The 22,561-nt window shown below is 41.9% G+C and carries 21 protein-coding genes; 4 read left to right on the forward strand and 17 right to left on the reverse strand.

The window, feature by feature from the left end; genetic code table 11:
- Positions 1–97: 97 nt before the first annotated feature.
- The 4 genes from D0T87_RS22415 (at position 98) to D0T87_RS22430 (ending at position 4,952) form a co-directional block, all read left to right on the forward strand.
- Positions 98–901, forward strand: a complete 804-nt coding sequence (locus D0T87_RS22415) for a hypothetical protein (protein ID WP_163178227.1) — start codon at positions 98–100, stop codon at positions 899–901.
- Positions 902–1,153: 252 nt separating this feature from the next.
- A complete protein-coding gene (gene mobV, locus D0T87_RS22420) occupies positions 1,154–2,611 on the forward strand; it encodes a MobV family relaxase (protein WP_163178229.1) in 1,458 nt (485 codons plus the stop codon).
- Positions 2,612–2,747: 136 nt separating this feature from the next.
- The gene (locus D0T87_RS22425; RefSeq protein WP_163178231.1) at positions 2,748–4,163 is read left to right on the forward strand and encodes an OmpA family protein; all 1,416 of its coding nucleotides are present in this window, start codon (positions 2,748–2,750) and stop codon (positions 4,161–4,163) included.
- A gap of 105 nt (positions 4,164–4,268) precedes the next feature.
- Positions 4,269–4,952: a transposase gene (locus D0T87_RS22430; RefSeq protein WP_163178233.1), complete on the forward strand. Its 684-nt coding sequence runs from the start codon at positions 4,269–4,271 to the stop codon at positions 4,950–4,952.
- Here the strand turns inward: D0T87_RS22430 and D0T87_RS22435 are convergent.
- The 17 genes from D0T87_RS22435 to D0T87_RS22515 all read right to left on the reverse strand — a co-directional run bounded on the left by D0T87_RS22435 (position 4,879) and on the right by D0T87_RS22515 (position 22,441).
- On the reverse strand, positions 4,879–5,817 hold the full coding sequence (locus D0T87_RS22435) for a hypothetical protein (RefSeq protein WP_203558766.1): 939 nt from the start codon (positions 5,815–5,817) through the stop codon (positions 4,879–4,881). The genes D0T87_RS22430 and D0T87_RS22435 overlap by 74 nt on opposite strands.
- Before the next feature lie 428 nt (positions 5,818–6,245).
- Positions 6,246–7,319: a hypothetical protein gene (locus D0T87_RS22440; RefSeq protein ID WP_163178237.1), complete on the reverse strand. Its 1,074-nt coding sequence runs from the start codon at positions 7,317–7,319 to the stop codon at positions 6,246–6,248.
- 36 nt (positions 7,320–7,355) lie between these two features.
- Positions 7,356–8,195, reverse strand: a complete 840-nt coding sequence (locus D0T87_RS22445) for a hypothetical protein (protein ID WP_163178239.1) — start codon at positions 8,193–8,195, stop codon at positions 7,356–7,358.
- Positions 8,196–8,428: 233 nt separating this feature from the next.
- On the reverse strand, positions 8,429–10,045 hold the full coding sequence (locus tag D0T87_RS22450) for an ArdC family protein (RefSeq protein WP_163178241.1): 1,617 nt from the start codon (positions 10,043–10,045) through the stop codon (positions 8,429–8,431).
- Between the two features lie 29 nt (positions 10,046–10,074).
- A complete protein-coding gene (locus D0T87_RS22455; RefSeq protein WP_163178243.1) occupies positions 10,075–10,677 on the reverse strand; it encodes a hypothetical protein in 603 nt (200 codons plus the stop codon).
- Between the two features lie 23 nt (positions 10,678–10,700).
- A complete protein-coding gene (locus D0T87_RS22460) occupies positions 10,701–10,880 on the reverse strand; it encodes a hypothetical protein (protein WP_163178245.1) in 180 nt (59 codons plus the stop codon).
- Positions 10,877–12,481, reverse strand: a complete 1,605-nt coding sequence (locus D0T87_RS22465) for a glucosaminidase domain-containing protein (RefSeq protein ID WP_163178247.1) — start codon at positions 12,479–12,481, stop codon at positions 10,877–10,879. Before D0T87_RS22465 ends, D0T87_RS22460 begins: the two co-directional genes overlap by 4 nt.
- A 12-nt stretch (positions 12,482–12,493) precedes the next feature.
- Positions 12,494–15,100, reverse strand: coding sequence for an ArdC-like ssDNA-binding domain-containing protein (locus tag D0T87_RS22470; RefSeq protein ID WP_163178249.1), 2,607 nt, complete (start codon positions 15,098–15,100; stop codon positions 12,494–12,496).
- A 22-nt stretch (positions 15,101–15,122) separates the two neighbouring features.
- Positions 15,123–15,530 (reverse strand): site-specific DNA-methyltransferase, encoded by a 408-nt coding sequence (locus D0T87_RS22475; RefSeq protein ID WP_203558767.1) that lies wholly within the window; start codon positions 15,528–15,530, stop codon positions 15,123–15,125.
- A gap of 23 nt (positions 15,531–15,553) precedes the next feature.
- Entirely contained in the window at positions 15,554–16,441 is an 888-nt protein-coding gene (locus tag D0T87_RS22480) for a radical SAM protein (RefSeq protein WP_163178251.1), read from the reverse strand.
- A 38-nt stretch (positions 16,442–16,479) separates the two neighbouring features.
- Positions 16,480–17,379: a hypothetical protein gene (locus D0T87_RS22485; protein WP_163178253.1), complete on the reverse strand. Its 900-nt coding sequence runs from the start codon at positions 17,377–17,379 to the stop codon at positions 16,480–16,482.
- 15 nt (positions 17,380–17,394) lie between these two features.
- Positions 17,395–19,176 carry a hypothetical protein gene (locus D0T87_RS22490; protein ID WP_163178256.1) on the reverse strand — a complete coding sequence of 594 codons (1,782 nt, stop codon included), beginning with the start codon at positions 19,174–19,176 and terminating at the stop codon, positions 17,395–17,397.
- On the reverse strand, positions 19,173–19,457 hold the full coding sequence (locus tag D0T87_RS22495; protein WP_163178264.1) for a hypothetical protein: 285 nt from the start codon (positions 19,455–19,457) through the stop codon (positions 19,173–19,175). Before D0T87_RS22495 ends, D0T87_RS22490 begins: the two co-directional genes overlap by 4 nt.
- 23 nt (positions 19,458–19,480) lie before the next feature.
- Positions 19,481–20,308: a M23 family metallopeptidase gene (locus tag D0T87_RS22500; protein ID WP_163178258.1), complete on the reverse strand. Its 828-nt coding sequence runs from the start codon at positions 20,306–20,308 to the stop codon at positions 19,481–19,483.
- 94 nt (positions 20,309–20,402) lie between these two features.
- On the reverse strand, positions 20,403–21,038 hold the full coding sequence (locus D0T87_RS22505; RefSeq protein WP_163178260.1) for an antitoxin: 636 nt from the start codon (positions 21,036–21,038) through the stop codon (positions 20,403–20,405).
- A gap of 24 nt (positions 21,039–21,062) precedes the next feature.
- Complete coding sequence (locus D0T87_RS22510; RefSeq protein WP_370526964.1) at positions 21,063–21,740, reverse strand: hypothetical protein; 678 nt, start codon at positions 21,738–21,740, stop codon at positions 21,063–21,065.
- 11 nt (positions 21,741–21,751) lie between these two features.
- Positions 21,752–22,441, reverse strand: coding sequence for a hypothetical protein (locus D0T87_RS22515; RefSeq protein WP_163178262.1), 690 nt, complete (start codon positions 22,439–22,441; stop codon positions 21,752–21,754).
- Between the last annotated feature and the right edge of the window lie 120 nt (positions 22,442–22,561).

Consider the following 22,561-nt stretch of genomic DNA (forward strand, 5'->3'; position numbering starts at 1 on the left):
TTTCAACAAGACTAACATAGCAGTTTATTGTCAGTCACCATCACTTCCTATATTACACGATTAGAATCGTAAAATTATTATTAAAATATATAATTCCATGAGTGAAATTATTGCAAATTACCAAATAAAGGCAGACATGTTCCTGCTTGAGTATCTTCGGCCAAGAAGTACAGAACGGACATCAAAATTGGACGCCTTTTGTGAACTGATGAATATGGCAATGAGCCAAGATACCCCATCGGAGGAAACCCGGTTCGGCACCACCGTTCATTTGCATCAAGGACAGTTTATAGTGACCGTCACCGACCTTGCCAAAAAGTGGAATTGGCATAGGGTTACGGTCAAGTCCTTTCTCGACAAATTGGTTGCTCTGAATTATGCCGAGATGTTTTCACAGGGCAAATTCTTTGTGATAGCCATGCGCTTCACCCAGCCGTCTGAACAGGAACGAAACCTCGTTTCGTTCACCAAAGATGAGCAACGTCTTGTCAGATGGCTAAGTGGATATATTAGTATAGAAGAGGTGTTCTCTTCCAGTGTCGATTTCTTCAAAGATACGGATGCTATTTTCAAACCGCAGGAGACAGACAGCAAAGCGGATGCCGGGGCACGACTTCACCGGTTCATCTCACATCTCATCCTGAGCCACACCGATCTTATTCCGGTACAGCCCGATGTGAATATAGCGCTCGCCACACTTTTTACCGAACATTGCCACCATGACTTCATTGAATTCTGGCGTATGCTTTCTTTGGGCGGCCTTCTTTTTTCAAGTACTCAAAGCCCAATTCTTAAACCGCATTTATCCGAACTTTCAGAAGAAGTCAAAAAGTTATCGGATATAATCTTTGCACACTACGGAACGATGCTCCACTGCGCACCCATTGAAAATAAAAAATAGAAATCACCGCAAACTTGCCATCCCCACAAAAGGCAGGAAGCCCGCTTTAACAAAATGCAGCCTCATAATGTCATTATCCCTTCCATTCCGGCAGGATATTTACTTCGGAGGTCTTGACCTCTTGTAAGGCACAAGGCTTGCCTTTCAGGCACAGAATTTATTCTGTGGGTAGCCTAATACCCCATTTGCAAAATTGCAATGGGAAATAGGCTCTAACGAGGCAGCAAGCTGTGAATAAAAAAACTAAAAAATATGGCGAAACAAATAAAACAGGTCATGGATATCCGTGCCTCGAAAGGGATAACAGTTGGACAAAGTAACGAGCATCAGCGTAAGTGGTCAGAGAAAGGTTGGAACTCTGCTGTCAGTACCGGGAACTATGACCGAAGTCGGGAGGCTCTCAATTTCGAGATCAAAAAAGGCGGAGTTGTTACTCCTGTTGAGAAGCGCAAAAACATCCCGCAGTTAATGGCGGAAAATCTGGCTGAACGTGGTATCAAAGATCTCAACGAGGGCCGGGAAACCCCTAAGTACCGGACGGTGGTCAACTTCATTTTGGGCGGTACACGAGAACGTATGCTTGAAATAGCTTTCGGGAATCAAAAGGTAGATCTTACAAAAGGTGCTGACAACTCACATATAAAACGAAGCCCTGATATTGAACGGTGGGCACAGGATATGTACAGATTTGCAAGTGACAAATGGGGGGAGGAAAATATTGTTGCTTTCATTGTACATCTCGACGAAACCAACCCGCATATCCACATGACTCTTTTGCCAATAGATAAGGATAAGAAGTTCGCATTCAAAAAAATGTTTGCCGGGAAGGATAAATATGAATATAAGGAAATCATGCTGGCTCTTCACGATGAACTGGCCAGGGTAAATGAAAAGTGGGGGCTGAAGCGTGGAAATAGCATTGCTGTAACAGGTGCGAAACATCGCACGACGGAAGAGTACAGACGTGATCTTTCCGAGCAATGCACCACGCTCGAAGGACAGATTGAGGAGAACAAAAAAATACTCAAACAGCTCTATAACGATATCCGGTTTGCGGAAAAGAGAGTGAAAGGACTTACCACGATGACCTTGAATTTAGAGCAGCGGAAAGAAGAATTGGAACAAGAGATTGCAGCTGTCAATGAAGAGTTGAAAAACGGCAAAGGTAATTCTGAAGAGTTACACGAACGAATTAAGAAACTGGATAATGACCTTCAGAAAGTATTGGATAATTTGGCAGATAAACAGGCAAAACTGGAATATGCCAACGAACAGTTGGATGAATTGAAAAGTCTTAAAGACGAAGTGAAAGAACTGACGAATCAATACCAACAGCAGCTAAGGATTTCGACATCCAATCTGACCCAGCAGGTGCGGTTCAGATTGGCAGATGTACTCTTGGATGACTTAATCAGAGATTTCAAAATGATTTTGCCAACTCTCAGTCCTGGAACGAAAGAATCCCTAGACGATTCACTATTACAGGATATGGCGGAACAAGGCGAAGATATTATCAAATGTGCCATATTCCTATATGCCAATTTGGTGGATCAGGCAACTAACTTTGCGAAAGGACACGGAGGAGGTGGAGGAGGAAGCGACCTTCCCTGGGGGCGTAAGGATGATGAAGATGACCGGGCCTGGGCACGCCGCTGTCTGATGATGGCTCATCGGATGATGAAGCCAAGTGGAAAAAATAGGCGAAGATAGTTTTTGAGTATGATAACAGGTATGATTTTTTCCGAGAAACAAAATGCAGGTTAAATACTGATTGATTGAAAATAGAACCTTTCTTCACTTCATTTAGATACAGTTTCTTTGCCCCACACATCAAATTAAGATTACAATGATAAAGAAAATATTATTGATTTTACCACTCGCTTTGTCGCTGCAAGCGCAAGCGGATGATGCCCGTCTTTCAGATAGTCTTATAGTTCATAATGCTTCTTTAGGAATGCTCGAACCAATTAGACCGTCCTACCTTGAAAATATTACTTCTGCGAGGATATGGAAGGACAATTGGTTCTTGGGCATTTCCGGTGGAGCTTCGGCATTTGTAGGTTCTCCGTTGGGCTGTGCCGACGTATTCGACAGGATGGAGCCGACTTTATCTGTTTCAGGCGGGAAATGGTTCACACCGGCCATTGGCGGTCGAGTTTCCTTTCAGGGGTTCAAACTTAAAAACAGTCTGCTGCATAAGCAATCATACAAAAGTGTGCATGCTGATTTTTTATGGAATGTATTGTCTCACTCTTACAATGCCCGTGACCAGCCAAAATGGAAAATTGTTCCCTACGTAGGACTTGGCATCATACACAATGAGGATAATGGGAACAGTCCTTTTGCCTTCTCTTATGGCGTGACGGGACAATATCGTCTTTCTCAAAGGATTCACCTAACCATGGAACTTGGCGGCACTACTACATTTAAAGACTTTGACGGTCGCGGCGCTTCCAATAGATTCGGTGACAATCTGATGAGCCTCACAGCCGGCCTATCTTTCTCAATTGGAAAGGTAGGCTGGAAAAGAGTGGTGGATGCCAATCCTTATATTAAGCAAAATAAATGGTTGATTGAGTATGCTTCTTCATTAAACGATTGCAATTCACTTTTGACCAGGCAACATAATGAGGATGCAAAATCAATCGCTGAATTGAAAAAGATTCTGGAGATTGAAGGATTACTTGGCTTATATAAAGACCGCTCAAAGAATCAGGAAAAGAAAAACCTCTCAAAGAAATCTTATCCAAAGAACGATTACAGTGGGCTTAATTCCCTCCGCTCAAGATTGCAGGATATTCAATGGTCCGATAATTCATCTGGTGGTGATTCTATTCAAGAGATGAGTTCTACAGACAATTATAAGTTGGGAAGTTCTTCCGAATATCGGTCATCACTACAAGGCTATCTTGCAAGGTTGTCCAAAGGAAAAAGTTGCATAGGCGCACCCATCTTCTTTTTCTTTGAGTTGGGAACAAATCACCTTACGGATGCTTCTCAATTAATCAATCTGGATGAAATTGCCAGGATTGCAAAACAATACAATCTGAATATCAGGGTTTGTGGATCTGCTGACAGTGCTACCGGAACAGATGATGTTAATCGTAATTTAGGAGCCAGCCGTTCAGAATATATCTGTTCACAATTATTACAGCGGGGCATTGACAAGAAACAAATTTTAGAGGTAAATAAAGGAGGGATTGATACCTATATACCGAACGAAGCTAACCGGCACACTTCAGTGATGCTCTTCCTTAAATAGGGTTCCCTGAATAATACCAACCAATTGATTATCATCAATATACCTGTTTAAACATTTCCTAATTTAGCTTTAAATCATTATCTTTGAGTGTTAAAAGACAGTTTTATGAAGTACAGTTCACAAGGAAAACAGTTAAGCATTGATATATTTCGTTCCTCTCTAGATGGCTTATCCAAATCTAATCGTTGGGTTCAATTGGGTGACACTCTTCCCTGGGATGAGATTGAACGGCTATATAACCATCGTTTGAATAATGGCAAGCGCGGTGCTGGCAACAAACCTGCCCGTATGATTATCGGTTCGTTGCTCATCAAACACAAAATGAACCTTTCTGATGAGGAAACGATTCTGGCCATTCAGGAAAATCCCTATATGCAATATTTCGTAGGCTTGTCCGAGTTTACCGACAAACCAATCTTTGACCCGACTTTGTTTGTGACCATTCGTAAGCGATTGGGTAACAATGACTTCAATGACATGAGCGTGTCTCTTCTGAAAATGCAAGTTGCAAAGACGAAAGTTGCCGCCGAAGAGAATACGAACGCCCCGGATGATTTAAACTCTGGCTCTGGCCCTACCACTACTGAAGATGCCGAATTTACCGACAGTCAAGGTCGGTTGCACAAAGGCTCGTTAAAGATAGATGCCACATGTGCGGATGCCGAGGTTCGTTATCCTACTGATCTTGACTTGTTACACGATGGCTGTAAGGTCATCAACCAATACATCCATAAATTATGTGAGCGTTTTCGTCTTTATAGAGGAACAGGGAGATTAAGCGCTCTTTAGCCAGACGGTTCTCTTGGGTGATATTGATAAATCCGTTGCCCCGGAAGGGGGTTAGTACGACTGGGGTCTGATAGGCATCGTTTTTGTGGAATATGCCTTTGAGCCAGCATAGATCTTCGACTGGTATTTCTTTCTTGGTGCTTCTGATGTGCTTGACTTTGCGTATTTTTCCTTCCTCGCTTAACTCATATATGAAATCGTTGACGTTATAGGCATAGAGTGAGTAGTTGCACACAATGGTGTAGAAGAATTTTTTTAGTTTCTCGAACTGGCTAGGTTTTCGGGTAGATATTTGGACAGCCGTCAGAGTGCTTTTCTGGATGCATTTCTTTTTGTTTAACTTCCAGGTGCGTATGTTTTCATGAATGCTTGTTTGCTCGTCGCAGACGTATTGGTGCCACAAGACCTCTTTGCCTTTTATGGTGATGACGGTTATGTCGTTTTCGACCAAGCAGATTAGCCGAGCATAGACGTTTTCTATGTAATGGAGATGTTCTGCTGCGGGTTTGGATTGTTTTTCTCCAATGATTGCGGCTGAGAAGTTATTGATTATGCGGATTATCATTTCGACGATGGAGCTTTTGCCACTGCCGTTTTCGCCTACAATGGAGCAAATATTAAGGGATAGGTTGTTGTCTATTTTATAAAATTTAATGGGTGTAGTTTTTTCTTGGTATTCGATGATTTTTTCGATGTCTCTTTCAGCATTTTCGATAATTTCGTATCCGCTGTAGAGGTAATATTTAGTGTTTACGTTTAGTGATTTACGGATATGGTTTGCTTTATTTTTTGCTTCTCCTCCAAATCTCTCGGGAAAGTTGAGTGCTTGTACAGCTATTATTTTTAATTGTTCCATGTTTTTCATTGTATGCGTTTTGGCAAATTTATTAAAAAGGATGGTGTTTTGGAACATTCTACCGAAAAGTTTTCTGCAAATTTGGCTTTTTAATGTTTATTTGTTTTAAAAAGTACCTCAGACCTATTTATAATAACATCATATATTCCTTAATCGACCAACCCGTGGAGGCTTGCTATAGCTATTACAATTCCTGAAGAGCCCCCATATTCTGTCAGTAACCGAGAGTTCCAAAGAGTTTTTGGTTATGTATTCAAAGAGTTCTCCTATGGTTTCGTATCACTATCAGTAATAGCCTACGATAACATAAAGAGGGACTGCGTATGGTTAATTATGGTGCAACAACACACTTACAAAAAAATAGCGGAGTATTTTCTATCCCCTTCATTACTGGAGGGACTCATTTCCTACAATGATGCATACTCTGTATTTTATGACTACTTCTTCCGCAAGACTTCAATTGCATCCATAAAATAGGATTGTTTATTACTTTCAAAGGTAGTTCTCATCCAATTATCAAAATCATTAAATTCACTCATTGCAAACAATGATTTTTTATTTTCTTGCTTATATACTGCAATGAATTCATCAAAGTAATACTTAAAACCATCTTTACGAAATAAATGATCATATAAGAATAAGGTCTTAATAGTCATAACAATCAATGGTTTGCACTTTGATTGGTCTATATTTTTTGCATCATTTAATTGCTTCTGATACCATTCATTTGTAATAGTAGACAAAGGAGTACGAACTATTTCTGAACTTTCTAAAACAAGTACAGGATAATAATAAGTAATCTTATCAGGAGATATCCCGTCCCATAGAAAACTATTGCGTTCTAATTTATCAATATGATTGACTAATTGTCCAACCCCTTCTGCCTTGTGCTTTACAGGTATCTTAGTTGCGCCATCTTTTTTCCATCGCTTTATCCATAATTTGTTTTCTAGTTCATCGATTATATCATCAACATTGGCATTTGTTTTTAGATTACCGCTTAATTTAATAGCCTTGCATTCAAAGATGAAAGCATTGTTATCTTCTCTAAAATAGAAATCAGATTGATTCGCTTCTTCTTTTTGATCAACGAAATATTCCGTTGAAATATCCTCTAATGAGGGGAAGCACACATCATTCTTCCTGTCTTTCAGGCATTCTGCCATTGCGTGAGCAAATAAATATTTCTCCACAAATATTTCTTTATAAAACTGATTAAAGTTTTTGTCTTTATATTTGAGCTTGTAAGGTAGTAGGTCAAAGTAAATACTGTTATACAATCTACCGATTATTAATTGTTTGTTGTATAACATATAATCACCATTTTTTTGTTTGATCAACGGGCAAGAACGAAATATAACAAAGTCTCGGTTGTCATCACCTAATTCATCATCAATCTCAATGTATCCATCTTCTTCTATCGAGATTTTCTGGAGAACATTTTTGTTCAGCAAACAATCAGGGTCGTGGCGTTCAAGATTAATTGTGCCTTCTCCATTTTTGAATACCATAACACTTAACATTACAACCGTAAGATAGTATTCTTCTCATTTTTCTACTTGGAAATACTCTAAGAATGTATTATAGATCTCAGCATATTCAAACCTTGAAGTAATAAATTCAAAAAATGTACGTGCATAGTACATTTGTTCGGAGATATCAAGCGTTATGTTAGAAGAAGTAAACTCATTTGTAGCATACTGATTTACATACATCATTCGGGCAAAATCATGTGGTTGCTTTTTACTTGGTTCGTAGCATGTTACTTTCTGCTCGTTAATGGCAAGCAACAGGTCGAATATCTTTACCTCTGCAATATAGTCTTCATATCCTGTTTTACACAGTTCAGGCTTCACCCCGAATACTAATTTGAGAAATTCGAGAAAAGTTCTTTGATTAGCATAAGATACTTTCTCTGGCGATGTATTATTACGAACTATATATTTGGCTATCAGCTCCATTCTCTTTTCGTATGGACGAGACAGATAGGAGAAGAATGGTTTATCTTTCATATCTGAAATCTTACACATTCCATAGTTGCGACCAAGAACAAGAACCATCTTTATGAGCATTTCTCTTGGAAAATGCAAGATTTCTTCCTTTATATTTAATGTTCTTCCAGGGAATAAAGAAGAATACTCCATTATGAATTGGATATGGAATTCTTTACCTGTTTTAGGATCAACAATTTTAGCATTACGGTCTGTATTGTGCCTAGCTGCAGTATTTTTATGCTTTCGAGAATAGCCTATGGAATGTGATTCGTTTATATTAACTGTTCTTAAATACATCAAGCCCTTATTCTTACGTTTCTTTATTCCCTTTTTGGCAAGCAGGATCTGATGTTTTTTATTCTTAATTTTTCGTATCTGATTATGACTTTTCACGGTTCCTATTAAAGATGTTAATACCAAGGATTATGTGTTGCAAACTTCTATACTTTCTCAGAAGTGCGTATGCAAAGTACGTAACTATCATTGATATAATAAAAAGAAAACGAGAGTTTTTCTCGCTTTAAAACACATCGGCAATTGATCACTACTTGTAAAATATCAATTCATTTTTTTAGTATTTAAGGCTTGATATTAATTCAGGCAATAAAAACAACCCTTAAACCTTCTTATCTCCCCCGCCTGCAAAACAGCTCTTCCTCAGCCTCTTGCACAGACCGCTTTTCCTTGTGTGCTACTTCATCCATAATACCGTCATTATTCCCATCACCAATACCCATTTTCTCGCGTTGGTATTCCGGCATCTCCGCAAACTGCTCAGCCACCATACCTTTTGCGACCTCTTTCACATCCTCGGTAGCTCGGTCAGGCAAACCATAGCGACTAATAGCATTACGTACCTCCTGCTCCGTCACCTTACGCATGATTTCGTATGTCCCGCCAACACTGTTATTGTAGACCACGGCGTAGTTGTCATCCTCGTCCAACAAAACATCACCACGGTTCTGGATTGGTGATTCGAAAGTATACTCCAAGTCGATGGCATCACCTGGGTCATATTCTTTTGCCTCTTGCAACAACTGATCATAGTTACCACTTTCCTGTAGTCGGTCTAAGAGTTGTGTGTCATCGCCGTTTTGGAGGTAAGCCACTGATGCATAATAGTTACGGCTATCGCTTTCTGCGTTCCTTTCTGTAATATTCTGCTGTACAGAACGCTCATTGTCTATCTGTTGGGCAATCTTGTCAATCTGCTCCATTATCATAGCCGATGCCTTTTTCACATCAAACAGAGTCGTTTTGATGAAATCCGGTGATTCTTTCAAGCTATGAAGCCAGGACTTTAGATATGCAGCTGACTCTTCTTTCACATTCTTGGATATACCATACCGCTGCGCCACCAAAGCACTGCCTAGTTCGGCTACCAGTTCCTCACGAGCATATTCTGCCGAACCGAAAGCACTTGGTTTTATCCGGTTTAACCGGTTCTCTGATCCCGTGCTATGCGTCATTTCATGAAAAAGTGTTCCATAGAAAGATTCCCCATCTACGAACTGCGCCTTTTCCGGTAGCACAATCAAATCTTTTGACATACTGTAGTAAGCACTATCCTGATGTTGCAGCTCGATGGGACAAACCCAGCTATTGCCTTCAATCATCTTATCAACGATAGAAAAAGATAAGCCTTCGCCATTCATTTCTGGCTTAACAAGCTGATTCTCTTCTTTAATCTTCGCATAGAGTTCAGGACGCGCCTCTTTCATATTGGTTTGATCCACATTGAACATGGAATAGACCTGCATTTTCGGGTACACCGCATAGTGCTGTTTCTCTTCGTCCGATAGTCTTTTGTAGTCATCATACTTTATCTTGGCCTTAGTATCCATATTTACCACAGTAAAGGTCGTGATGAAAACCGGGAATGATTTTTCTCCTTTCTGCACGGTGACCTGTGGCAACAGCTCGCCATTCTCATTTTTCAACGGTGTCCGGTTACCCTGCTTATCTTTCTGATAATTCAGTCCAATCACCCTGTCAAATGTACAATAAACAGGTAATTTATACCCTTGCTTTTCAGCATGAAACATAAGCATTAAAGCATTCATGCCATTATAATCACGCCCCGACAGATTTTTGGGCCATTTCATAGAGCCTTCGGTAAACCACGGTTTTTTCCAGTCACTTTGCAGAGTGTTGATTTTCTCTATCATCAATTCTGCAAAACGGTCCAGCGCTCTATCTTCTGCACTGGGCCCATCTGTATTATTTTTTTTCTTATACCCCATACCTAAAAAAACATTTCTTCATTCGATTTTTAGTCTTCCCGTTTGGCCCATTCACTGACTTCTTCTACTCTGCATCCCAAATTAATCTTATCTTGGTAAACGGAGATTTCCAGAATTCCTTTGATATGAATCTTTCCTTTAGGAACAAGAAAAGCCTCATGTTCGGGAGAGAACCGGATAAAGCGAACCCAAGTGTATTCAAAAGTTTCTCCATCCTTTTCGGTGCTGAAAGCCGAAAATATCAGATATTGCCTGCCTTTCTTGTCCGTCTTTTCATCCACCTGTTTACCAATTGTTCCTTTAAACTCCATACTTCCGGCAATGCCATCCTGATGGTTTTCCGGGCTGAGGTCAACCGAGTCCGCATAGAAATTGAAATAGAAATTACTTTCTCGTTTTCTGAAAGTCAGACTACCTTTCAATTCCACGCGTGAACCGGAGGTGTACCGTGCGAGTTCATTGCTGTTACATTCCTGGAGCACACTAACTTCCACTGCTTTGCTGGAATCCCCATCCTTTGAAGGTACATTCACTTTTACACCAAAACTGATGTATGATCTGTCATTTTTACCGGTATGCATCGACGCTATACGACTGATGACACCATGGATTGTTACATTACATTTAATCATAAAATTCTGTATTTTCAAATTAATTATTCGTCCGACCTTGAGGCATGTTTCACTTCATAAATAGTCCATGCCAGCCCAATGATAACCACTGTCATGTATATCGCTGAAGCGATGAAGCCGAAACAGCTATATACAGCATAGCTGATAGCCCAGGCACAGATGGCAACCATAGCGATGGCCAGGATTAATCCTATTATCTTCATCGTATCTGTAGATTTTGGATTTCTTGTTGACTGGAATTTTGCTCATAGTTGCGCGAAGTTTGTTTCGTCAACAAGGCATTATTCACCATACCCGCAATGCGTTGCTGTTTATCGGCATCTGATAGACCGGAATTGCCAAGAATGCCTTGTAAACGGTTCATTTCCGCAGTACCTAGTTCATGAATGTATTCGTTTTTTTCGTCATTCATATGTAGAAGAGCTTTCCCGTTCTCCTGAATGCTTAACCTGCATTCTTTTAGCGATGGCATCAACGTGGATAAATCCACCTGCTTATTTATAGCTGAATCCGTAGCAACCTGCATTTTTTCTTCTTCCGATTTATTATCTATTTGCACTGCCAATGCCATCAGCGAGGTAAACAAAGTTGTTATCAGTTCCATAATCGGATCACCTGATGACATACTTACTCCGCTGTCTTCTGAGGACAACAACTTTTTCATCCAGTCTTCAGACGAGAGTGTAGTGTCAATCTGTGGAGTCTTTCCAGGAGCCGCCTCTTTATATTTGGCCAATAGGTCTGTTCCATTCAATAAGGTTTGCAACTGAATATTCCCTATTTGCCCGATTTCCGCCAAGTAAGCGGCAGGATCAATATCTCTCGACACTCCGTTCGCAGTTATCTGTTTTACTCCGAAATGCAGATGCTCGCCCGTTGTCCGTGTGCCTGTATTGCCCGATATGCCTATTTTCTGACCGGCATTCACTTCATCTCCAATCTTCACGTCAATAGAAGAAAGATGCAGATAATTGATTTGGCATTTATCCCCGTTTTCACGTTGATACTCCAGCGTGACCGATTTACCGGCGGCGGTGTGGGCATTCTGATTGACTGCAACAACCTTTCCGTGGTTTTCCGTAGCTAACACATCATCCCGTTTGGTCTGTATATCAATGCCCTTGTGCATTTGCTGTTTGGATGAATCAAGCGGGTCCTTGCGCATACCGAAAGGTGAAGTCACAAGTAGGAATTCATTCCGCTTTACCGGAAATGAATAGTTACCGTCAACAGCAACGTAACTACCTGATTCTTTTTTATTACTACCTATAGTATCTACTATATTACTATTGATAGTACGAGGATTCTGCTCCATTCCGAACGTTTGTCCTTTCGCTTTCATCTCAGCCATTACCATTTGGTCATAATTTTGCAGATCATTCTTTTCAATGATACTGATAAGGCTGGAAGCATATTTCCCTCCCGTAGCATAACCGGCTTTTTCCAACCCTTTAGCCCAACCACCGTAATCATCTGGTGACAGCTTGAAACAACCTGCATACCGCTGATTTTCTTTAAAAAACTGACTGTGGTGCTCGTATGAGCTACCTACACTGCCATAACTGCAAAATTTTTCATTGGGTTTGTCATCCGTATAAAGACCGTATTTGCCACCACCGGCTATCCATGATTGCGTTGCCTTGATGCCGAAATGATTGTTTTCATTGCGTGCCAGTTGGCTTTGCCCGTTACTACTTTCCAGGATACCTTGTGCCAGTGTAACAGAGGCAGGAATACCGTATCTCCGCATCTGGTCCATAGCGTATTCAGCGTGTTTCTCCGCATATTCTTGATTCTTACTCATGATTCAATTGTATTATAAATGTCTGCCTATCCGTATCTCTTCCTGTTGCTGATTATTGATTGTCTTTTCATTTCCTATCTCTTCGCATATCGCAACCCGGTTTCCTGTCCGGATCAGTTTCGGCAAGACAGTATCAAGGTCATGAAACGGAAAAGAGACCATATCCACTTGATTCTTTGTTCCGTTTTCTGTCCCGGTAGTTTTGCCTATATCCAACAGCTTGGAAACCTTCCCGGCATCTTCCGCATACGATTCATAGTTGTCCTCTTTGCGAAATAACAGAATTGCATCCGGGTGTTTTGCTTTGATTTCCTCATAATGCTTCAGATTGACTTGTGGAGTCACACTTTTTTCATCCATTTCCACAGCTTGAATGGGCTTCAGCAAGTCATTGAATACTTTGGCGGCAAGGTTGGTCTTGTATTCCGCCATATCTTCCGCCACCCACATCCGCTGCCATTGCTGTGGGGTGATCTCTCTTGGTTCCACTTTGGGGATACCATCAATGACCGGGGCACAGAGGATACGCTCATCTTTAGTCTTGTAGATAATCACGCGTTGTATCTTTGACAAATCCGCATCATTGCCTTTATCGCCACCGAACAGATCAATCTTCAATTCCGGACGATTGGTCACCAAAGCGTGATATTTCTGTGCCAATTCCGTGCGCAACCGTTCTGCCTCCTTGTTCTGTCCTTGCTTGATGGTTGAGAAGAATTGATTGATATCCCCTTTATCCGGATAGACACTGAATGAGGGTTCATTTTGTGGTTTCAGATATAGAGCCCATCGGTTATTGTCGTCCCGTAGCATCTGTATGCGGTCAAATAGTACGTTCGTGGCTTTTTGCACATGTTCACTCACATCAAAGTGGGATAAGGTCTCCAATGATTTTCCATTCAACTTGTTGAGCGAAACGTCTTTTCCATCAAAATAACTGTCATCCGGGCGATAGCCCAACATTCCGTCATTATTGTAAAAACGGATATACCGAAAACCTTGCTGCAACAGGGCATCTTGAATACGCTGTTTGGAGAATCCGGGAATATTGTAATTCCGTACCTGTGCATGGGCGGCAGCGCGTTCATCTGCTGTCATCACTTCATCCGGCGTCAAATGGTAAGGGCGTTTCTCCCCATTAGGCATAGCCACCACACCACCACCCATAGCACCTGCCGGTAACACTACATCGACAATACCTGAAAGATTGTCTTTGATGAGTACCATCTCTTTAGTACCTCTGTCAGGTAGCTTTTTCAATTCATCGGCAATGAGGTAACTGCCTTTTCGATTCCATTGCTCCGGCATCACCTCGTTACATATCCCGGTTATTCTGGCTGCGTTCTCCAACGCTTCCGTAAAAGCGGTTTCAACCACTTCAGGTTCTTCGTGTCTGGTTTGTTCCAAAGCGTAGTTCTTTTCCTTTTCATAGTGTAACAGGCTGAATTTCTCCAGGAAAGCTATTTTGTCTTCGGGTGAGGCGAAGTTACGTTCGTCAATCTTCATGCCGCCATGACGGATTATATCCAATAGGATAGCACTTTCCCGACTGTCTACCTGCGGTTTCTGCTTCTCCTTCATCTCTGTGGTTTGCTGTTGGTTGCGGAAAGTGGCCAGTTCTATTTTTTCTCCTTCCTCTGCTCTGCGGATAATATCCACGGCGTTGTTCACGTCAGCTTCGATGGCATCTATCAGGTAGGGGTTTTCTTTCAGTTCCCGTGTCCAGTATGCTACCATAAGCAGGCTGTCATTCGAGAGTTTCGACGGCAATCCCAGTTCCATCATCTTTACGCCCGAAGCCAGTTCTGCCACCAGTTGTTCGTATTTCATGGCATCTTCCGACGGGGCTACACCACCTTTCATCACCATGCCTTCACGTGCCAGTCGCTGCTGGTGACCCGTTGCTGTAACCACCTGCCGCATCAGTTCCTGTAGATAGTCATTGTACTGTCCGAAGTGTTTCTGTTCGGGTATATACACGGCATTTTTCTCTGAATCATAATGTACGATACCCGTAACGCTTTTCCGAATAGGAACTAAATTATCACGCATCCGCGATGCGAAGTTATTCACCTGTATACGAAGATTGCCTTCTTCATTTTTGGTATGCTTGCGGTCTTCGTATCGGCCATAGCGCTCCACCGATTGCTCATAACTGTCTTTGTCAACCAATGGCAAAGTCGTTTGGTCGATGTTGAACATGGTCAGTACTTCCCGGTTACGGATGCCTTTATAGAGAGCTTTCTCTTCGTCCGGAAGTTTCAGATAGTCCTCCCTGAAGATCGACTCTTCGGGGTTATGACGGTTAACATATTCTTTCCAGCGATACCAGAGAAACGGTGCTCCGTTTTCATGTTCACGGATCGCTTCACCCCGTTTTTTGGCATCCCTAAATAAGGTATACAGATTGGTCTTATAACCGTTCTGGTCAGCGTGCATACTTAATATAAGGGAATTGAACGGACTGACGGCCGGTCCTTTGGGGTAGATTCTTGGCAGGCTTCTCGATGAAGTGTTTAACCAATATCCGCCACTGACGGTAGCTCCGTTGAGTGCGTTTGTCAGTAATTCCACTTGTCGGTTGTAAGCGTGCTGTTCCTGCTTGTTTTTTTGTTTCATTGGTATATTGTTTTACGATAATTCAGTAAATTTTGGATGGGTTATTATGGTTTAGCGTCTTTTGAGGATTGTAAGTGCATTGTTTTTTATAGAAAACATTGATTATCTCGTGATTGCGCATTGGCTGCTTTTTAGAATTAAGAAATCCTGTTCCTTTTATTTTATCCCACACCCAATCGTATTTATACCACTGAATATTAGACAATCTCAATTTGGAAGAGAATGGCTCACTACCAAATAATACGATTGCTCCATTCGACTTGATAATGCGTTTATATTGCGCCCATAACCTGTCAAATGGTAGTATTGTATCCCATTTGCATTGGGTAGTTCCGTAAGGAAGATCGCAAATTATGGCATCAATACTACTACTTGGAATCCTATCCATACCTGTCAAACAATCTTCCATATAGATTATATTTTTCTCCATCGTTTCTACATTTGGTCAACGTTTTATCCTTTATATTCTCCGTATGTGCAACTGTTGAACACTGCTTTACAGTTTACCCAACGTGCAAAACGTTTTTGCTCTTCCGTTGGTGGTGTATCGTTATCTAAATCCCGGTATGGCATGGCAAAAGGGGTACAACCTAAGAGGTCAAGATTCAATGCTCTCATTTCGGCATCCTCTATCTGTCCATCCTTAACAAGCATATAGAAAAACATCTTATAGGCGGGTATTCCGGCTTCTTTCAGGTAAGCAATAGCTGTTTTAACCTCTTCGGTTATAGCCGAGTTGTCATAAGCCATCCGAATGTAACGGATCCATGAAACACGTTTCAACAATTTAGCGATTGACTTATCCCTTGCAATCAATCGACAATCAATGCCTTGATTGAAGTCGACTTTGATCTTCAATGATATAATCTTCTCAATTTGTGATAATCCCCAATCAGATGCAATCACATTGTTATCCATCAGGATGGCCGATTTTCTCCCGTCCAGAAATTCGGTTATATCCGCATGTTTCCGAATGGTGCCCTCTTTGCGGGGTACGATACAGAATGAGCATTTATTCACGCATCCACGCGTTAGGAAGCCATAAGCCGATGAATACGTTGGATATAGCGAATAGTCTGGGCATATATGTTCTACTTCATCTGGTAACCATTGGTTAAACAGTTTATAGCCGGAACCGCCCTTAATCACTTCATCCGCTTGAATGACACGTGAATCATCGGGCGTAAAAGCAAAAACTTTACTCATATAGACACAATCAAAATGTTCAATGCCGGAATACCAATCGACAGTATCTCCAAGCCCCTTATGATAAGCCGACAACTTCATAAGAGCAATGTTTGGAAAGTTATGCCCGTCTACATCTATAAGTCCAATTTTCATCAATTCTAATTGGTTTAAATCCTACCTTAATCTTTATGTCATCTTCTCATGGATGTCCTTATTTCATTCTGATCTTCCAATTCATCTTTAAAATATCTGGCTGCGAGATATTCTGTATCTGTATCATAATCTAATAATTCGGCATCCCGCTTATCCAGAATCCGGGAATATTGTTGTTCACCATCAATCTTACATCTAATAGCCATATTACCATTGAATGGATATATTTTCACATCCGCTATCCGGTTAAGTATTGAGTATTCTTTCGGGATAAAAGGTTTTGTAAGTTCACCATGTTTTTTTTCCAACTCTCTCCATTGATCAGGAGTCAACATTTCTTTTGGAAAATACTCCGACGGATTTTTCATCTTTTCATTAGGATAATAATAGGCTCCCGTCACTTGACCGAATTCATCGTCAGCTCCGCATGGGTCCCATTTTTTCATAAGCCTTTTGGATAAAAAGTAATCCAGGCTGTTGTATGCTTCAATAGGAGTAATATTATTCTTGCTAATATTTCCATATTTTACTATTTTCACATAATCAACAGTAGCTCTATCAACTTCATCTGAATTTTCAACTATGTAGAAAAGAGGTTGGGGCAAATCATTTATATTTTTCTCTAAATCTCGGTCGTCATCATCGAATGTCAAACGTGGTTCATTGACTAGTTTTATAATCTCGGCATCCGATAACATATTAGGTTTTAAATGGGGGATGCAGTAGACCAAACGTTCCAACGCAGCTTCTTTAAAATCTGGTATTGTACTATCCAGACTATTATTATCCCAGAAAGGATCAATATCAAAATCGCCGTGAAATTCAAGTAATAACTTATCCTCTTTACTCAAACCATTTCTAAATATATCCGTTAATCGTTCTGTATCGCTCATATTAATCCTATCGGAAAACAGAGCATTGTCAAATTTTGTCTTCATATTATTTTTATGATATTAATAGATTCCTCGTGAGTGACTACTCCTGGATTGAGAAATCTCATAATTCTCACGTGCCATCGCCTGCAACTCATCATTCTTGGCCAGCACGGCATTAGACAATGTATTCAACGGAAGTGCTCCGGCTTCATAGGCAGCCACCACAGAGTTTGGCAATTGTATACTGCACGGCACGTTGTCTATGGTAACAATAAGGCAGTTTCCCTGTAGAGCCGGATTTCCGATACGTGGATTCAGCGGTTCGTCCGGATAAGTTTTATAATGTAATTCCGTTCCTGCATTTTGTAGTGTTCGTCCTTCCTGTTTATCCATTGCTTCGTGACCGGCCTTATTTAACAGGTTAAGCCCACCCATTCCGATCAGTACCATCTTCAATAGCGGATTCCTCACAAACATTCCTATCAAAATAGAAGCAATAGGTATCATCGAGTTCTTTATGTTCAGGGATTTTGTTTTTCCTGTGAAGAGTCCTATAAGCATATCGGGAAGCATGGATACCACATAACCGAGATTCTTGCCGATATCACCCAGTCCGTCCAGTCCGACTGATCCTAAGAAGCTACCCCACCCGTTTTCATTGGGGGATGCTTTTGCTGTATTCCGTTCCGAATTATTCCCCGGAATATTCAGAACGTCTTTTTCTGAATGTGATTCCGAACTTTCCAAAGCTGTCGCCGGCACTCCATTGTTCTTCACCTCCTGCATTCTTTTCAGATCGTTAAGGTATTCCTGCTCATATCCGGGCGCTACCACCATCGGTACCTGGGCATATTCCACTTTCTCTTTTTCCTCCGACACAAAAGGTGTAGTCGATTGCCAAAGCGGTTTTTCCGATTCTTCCACCCAAAAAGGTTGCTTAGTTGATATACTCATTTTCTTTGTCAGTTGGTTATTAAAGGAAAGCACATAGTCATTCTCCCATGAGTTAATCGCCTTGCTCCGTTTTCTAAAATCCTCAAATACATTCTGCTGCGAACCGAAGACACCTTTGCTGATGCAATCTTCAATAGTGACAGGCTTCTCTTTTTGCTTCTTGTCAAGGAAGTGTTCAACTCCGCTAAAGACAACTTCGACTCCGAACAACTTTGCGACAGAAGCCCAGGAAGAAAAGCCACCCGTCGTAACCACATCAGCACCAAACGACACAGCCTTTCCTGCACCTTTCTCCACAGTATTCGGATGGTAGGCAGCTTCGCCTTTCTTTTCTATTTCTTGTTCCAGTGGTGATTGAGACAGTGATTGCATGATTCCCAATAAGCTTCCTGAAGCTCCTTTGCGGAGAATATATTCCATGGATGATTTCGGCATCTTATCCGCTACCATCTTGTCGATCATCATCTGTTCCACACGGTAATCTACGTAGGCAAAAGCAAGGTCGCTTCCCAATTCCTTTGAGAGGGTATCATACCTCTCGCGCCCGATTTCCGCAACCACGGTATTTCGCCATTCTTCGGCCATACGCCCCAAATCTTTCTGAAAGTCTTTCGAGGCGCTTATCTGCTCACGGCACATCTCCACATAGTCTTCGGTGGTCTTGCTGTTCCATTCGCCGGTGAGCTTGAGATACTGCATGGAATCGTTTGGCACATGATTCATAGTGCTGGCCGCCGAGCGCAGGATTCCGCTGAAGCTGGTGGCATAGTCGCTGTATTCTTTTATCTGCTTTTTTGATAACTCCTGACGGACATTACGCATAACCGGGTCCAACTGGCTGTTGAAATAGCGTTGCAGACAATACTCAATCTCCGCGAACCGTTGTGATTGTTTAGGGGTATTCATGAGATATTGATTTGTTTCAGTAATTGTACTCTTGTTTGTTCTATGGCGCTGCGGTAGACTTCCATTTGTTTGGGGAAATATTCTTCGAGCATGGTGTCCTTATCTATCTGATTCTGTAGAAAGCGAACGGCTGTCTGGCGGGTGATTTCAATGGAGTCTTCTCCTTCTTCCTGATTGTTGAACCATGCCTTTGTCCACCATCGGACACTTGCCTGATCGGGATAGACTGTAATCAGCCTTGGTATGTCAAAACTCTGCACATCTATTTCCAGTTCTGCCAGAGGGTCGATAATTCCTCCGTTTCTCAGGGCTTCGTCAGAAGTTTTTTTTTATCGCTTTCGCTTAGGGTGGATAGGAATATCTGATGCCGTAATGCCATGTAATTCAGAAAGTCGGCTATCAGCAGGTTTTGTACCTTGGCTGTGACCGGGACGGCTCTTTGCCCGATTCCCAAAGGATTGCTCAATGACGGTATCACCTCGTAGAAATAGTTCTTGACGGCTGAGAAGGAGAAGATATTGCGAAGCGACTGCTCTGTATGTTGTGGCAAAAGGTATCTTCCGTCATTCAGCTCTGCTAGATAGGCGGGATAGAAACGGAGCATCAGTTGCTCAACTTCTTCCTGATTGTCTTCGTAGTCTGTAGGAATATCCATGTCGATGGTATCAAATTCCGGCATACCCGTTTCTCCTTTTTGTTGTATCATCTTTAGATTGCCGTAAATCATGGTCAGAAATTGAAGAGGGTTGATCTCCTCCCCGTCGTATTTCACTTCTATATGAAGAAGGTCTCCGCTGACACTTGCCACGCTTCCGGCCTTTACCTTCGTTCCAAAGGTTGCCAGCACATTGGACAGGTGGGCGTAGGTGACTTCATATTTGCCGTATCTGATTACCTGAAAGAGTCCATGTCGCGCATTGCTTCCGACACCGCTGACAATTCCATCAGCACAGGCTGATAGAAGATAATGCCTGGTAACAAAATCTATTCCGTGATGGAAAAACTCTTCCCCTGTTTTGGGGTGGGTTTGTGTTCCGTAGTCCAATGACATACGGACTTCGCCTTTTCGCTCCTCAAAGGGCATGCAATAGCCGCTTTTTGATTGCAGGTTCATTTCTTGGGTATAGTTCATATCTTGCTGGTTTTCAATTTTTACTACTTTACTAATAAACTATATTACTATTAAACTATATGCTTGTTTTCCTAGTATCCAATCAGTAGTATATCTATCTTCTCATCCCTCCATTCCGTATCGCATCCTGTGACTCATTCAGTGAGGGTTGTTCCGGCTGTAGACTCCGGCTATTACTACCGATGAGCATCATGCCCATCAATGTCCCTGCTATCTTTCCCAGCCAGCCGAACCGCCCGAAGACGAGCAATGAGGACGCTACCAGTCCGATCATACTCAGTCCGGACACATTCCCTTTACCAATATTGCCGAAGAAGTTACTGAACATATCCGCTCCGTTACCGCCAATCACGTTTTTAAAGAAGCTACCGATTCCGCTCCACGCACCAGATACACCCGACACGGATGAAGAAATACTCTCCACATTTTTACCGACTTTCTCCACCATATGTTCCATCTGGTCGGAGGCATTACCGACTACTTCCAACCCTTTATCAACCGTTTCTTCTCCAACGAGAACATCGGCGGCAGTTCTGACAATTGGTTTGTCGTTTACGATGTTTTCCCATGCCAGATAGCCCATTCCACCGCCTATGGCAGCAGTCTTTGTAGCTTTTCCCAATCCAGTCAAAGTCCGTTGAGGATGAATGATTGCATCGCCCATCGTCTTTGCAGCAGACGAGTTTGCAGCCCTTTTGCCATATTTTAGTAAAGTTGCCCATTTACTCATATCCTTTTGTTTTTATATTGGTTGTTATCTTTTTCCGTTGGCTTTCCACCTTCGCATACAAGCCTTTGCTATCTCCGATTTATTCGCTTTTGGTCGTGCTCCTTCATCTATCTCCATCCATACATCCCCGAAGGAGGTGTATTTCACTGCCCTGCCCAGCCTTTGCAGTTGCCTGTTCATCACTTGCAGTTTGGGCCGGATAGCCAGTACGATTTCAATGCGCTGCTTCTCCGTCATCTTGATATTGCTAAGACATACCTGTCGGATGTCGTTCACAATCTCCACGCTACCCAGAATCAACTCCCGATAAATTCGGTTACGCCGGGGTGTAAGGGCTACAGCAAAGGCACCCTGTCCATTTTTCTGAAGCTGCTTATTCAGTTCCCCCATGTTGTCGGACAGTTTGCCGATTTCATGATAGAACCCATATATCTGTGCTGCATAGCAGATAATATCCCTGAATGAATCGAGGTATTCATTGTACTGCCGTTGCAGGTCGGTAGTCGCTTTAACTTCCTCCCGAATCCACAGATGACCAGCAGTCTGCATCATCATGGCTTTCTCCTGTGCTTTGAGTTGGTTTTCCGCCTTGTCGGTATAGGCAACAATCATTCCTGTCAGGATAGGATCGGTCTGTGCTTGTACTTGTTGTGCCACAGCCAGCAAAGCAAACAAGCATCCGAATACAATTCTTGTCATCATGTCTATACTTGTTAATAGTTGATAGCTTTTGCCGCCCGTTTCCATCTATCTAAGGCCATTACTGCCACTTCTCCTGGGGTGCGCTCCAGCATTCCGGAGGTCGCATTGTTCCACACATCCATCATCGTATAATAGCGAATACTCAGATACAGTCGGTTCAGTTTCTTATGGAATGTTCCCAATCTATCAGATAAAGCCCACATCATCTCACTACGTTCGGCTCCTGTCAGCATATTCTGTTTGCCACCTGTTGCCACCGCATTTCTCAGCAGCGTATAGACTGTCACCAGTTCTGTAGCGGTTTCGATATACAGATTATTCATAGGGATGGTGGCAACCAACCCTTGCGCATTGTTATTGATGGCATTATACAGCTTTCCAAGCGTAATGAAGATTCTCACACCATCTTCATACAGAGTAGAAGCCGCTTTCAGCGAAGAGGCATAGCCACCAGCAGTTTGCAGATAGCTACTGTATTTGCGTTCCCATTCATGAATCTTGTTAAATTCAGCAGCGATGGTGTTCTGCAACACCGCAGTTTTCATCTGACCTTCCGTCTGTGTCTGCACCTGACTGTTGATCGCTTCATTCCCTTCCGCAAGGGCGATCCACTCCAAAGGATTGGTCTGGACATATTGCGCCTTGATTTCCTGAAGAGTAAACAGGAGGCACACCACCAGGCTAACGATTTGTAATTTCATAGATACCCTTTCTTTGTTTGTTATATTTTATGAAGTGCTATTCTTTATGTAAAGAATGACTCTATAGCTACATTTATAATATTGATATTTAAGCAATTATGGTTTTACTTGTCATAAATA

Source organism: Bacteroides sp. 51 (assembly GCF_010500965.1).
In the GTDB taxonomy this organism is placed as follows: Bacteria; Bacteroidota; Bacteroidia; order Bacteroidales; family Bacteroidaceae; genus Bacteroides.

What these genes read in the sequence shown, in the direction of transcription:
- D0T87_RS22415 (WP_163178227.1), top strand. Translation starts at nt 98, where the DNA reads ATGAGTGAAATTATTGCAAATTACCAAATAAAGGCAGACATGTTCCTG.
- mobV (WP_163178229.1), top strand. Translation starts at nt 1,154, where the DNA reads ATGGCGAAACAAATAAAACAGGTCATGGATATCCGTGCCTCGAAAGGG.
- D0T87_RS22425 (WP_163178231.1), top strand. Translation starts at nt 2,748, where the DNA reads ATGATAAAGAAAATATTATTGATTTTACCACTCGCTTTGTCGCTGCAA.
- D0T87_RS22430 (WP_163178233.1), top strand. Translation starts at nt 4,269, where the DNA reads ATGAAGTACAGTTCACAAGGAAAACAGTTAAGCATTGATATATTTCGT.
- D0T87_RS22435 (WP_203558766.1), bottom strand. Translation starts at nt 5,817, where the DNA reads ATGAAAAACATGGAACAATTAAAAATAATAGCTGTACAAGCACTCAAC.
- D0T87_RS22440 (WP_163178237.1), bottom strand. Translation starts at nt 7,319, where the DNA reads ATGGTATTCAAAAATGGAGAAGGCACAATTAATCTTGAACGCCACGAC.
- D0T87_RS22450 (WP_163178241.1), bottom strand. Translation starts at nt 10,045, where the DNA reads ATGGGGTATAAGAAAAAAAATAATACAGATGGGCCCAGTGCAGAAGAT.
- D0T87_RS22455 (WP_163178243.1), bottom strand. Translation starts at nt 10,677, where the DNA reads ATGATTAAATGTAATGTAACAATCCATGGTGTCATCAGTCGTATAGCG.
- D0T87_RS22460 (WP_163178245.1), bottom strand. Translation starts at nt 10,880, where the DNA reads ATGAAGATAATAGGATTAATCCTGGCCATCGCTATGGTTGCCATCTGT.
- D0T87_RS22465 (WP_163178247.1), bottom strand. Translation starts at nt 12,481, where the DNA reads ATGAGTAAGAATCAAGAATATGCGGAGAAACACGCTGAATACGCTATG.
- D0T87_RS22470 (WP_163178249.1), bottom strand. Translation starts at nt 15,100, where the DNA reads ATGAAACAAAAAAACAAGCAGGAACAGCACGCTTACAACCGACAAGTG.
- D0T87_RS22475 (WP_203558767.1), bottom strand. Translation starts at nt 15,530, where the DNA reads ATGGAGAAAAATATAATCTATATGGAAGATTGTTTGACAGGTATGGAT.
- D0T87_RS22480 (WP_163178251.1), bottom strand. Translation starts at nt 16,441, where the DNA reads ATGAAAATTGGACTTATAGATGTAGACGGGCATAACTTTCCAAACATT.
- D0T87_RS22485 (WP_163178253.1), bottom strand. Translation starts at nt 17,379, where the DNA reads ATGAAGACAAAATTTGACAATGCTCTGTTTTCCGATAGGATTAATATG.
- D0T87_RS22490 (WP_163178256.1), bottom strand. Translation starts at nt 19,176, where the DNA reads ATGAATACCCCTAAACAATCACAACGGTTCGCGGAGATTGAGTATTGT.
- D0T87_RS22500 (WP_163178258.1), bottom strand. Translation starts at nt 20,308, where the DNA reads ATGAACTATACCCAAGAAATGAACCTGCAATCAAAAAGCGGCTATTGC.
- D0T87_RS22505 (WP_163178260.1), bottom strand. Translation starts at nt 21,038, where the DNA reads ATGAGTAAATGGGCAACTTTACTAAAATATGGCAAAAGGGCTGCAAAC.
- D0T87_RS22510 (WP_370526964.1), bottom strand. Translation starts at nt 21,740, where the DNA reads ATGATGACAAGAATTGTATTCGGATGCTTGTTTGCTTTGCTGGCTGTG.
- D0T87_RS22515 (WP_163178262.1), bottom strand. Translation starts at nt 22,441, where the DNA reads ATGAAATTACAAATCGTTAGCCTGGTGGTGTGCCTCCTGTTTACTCTT.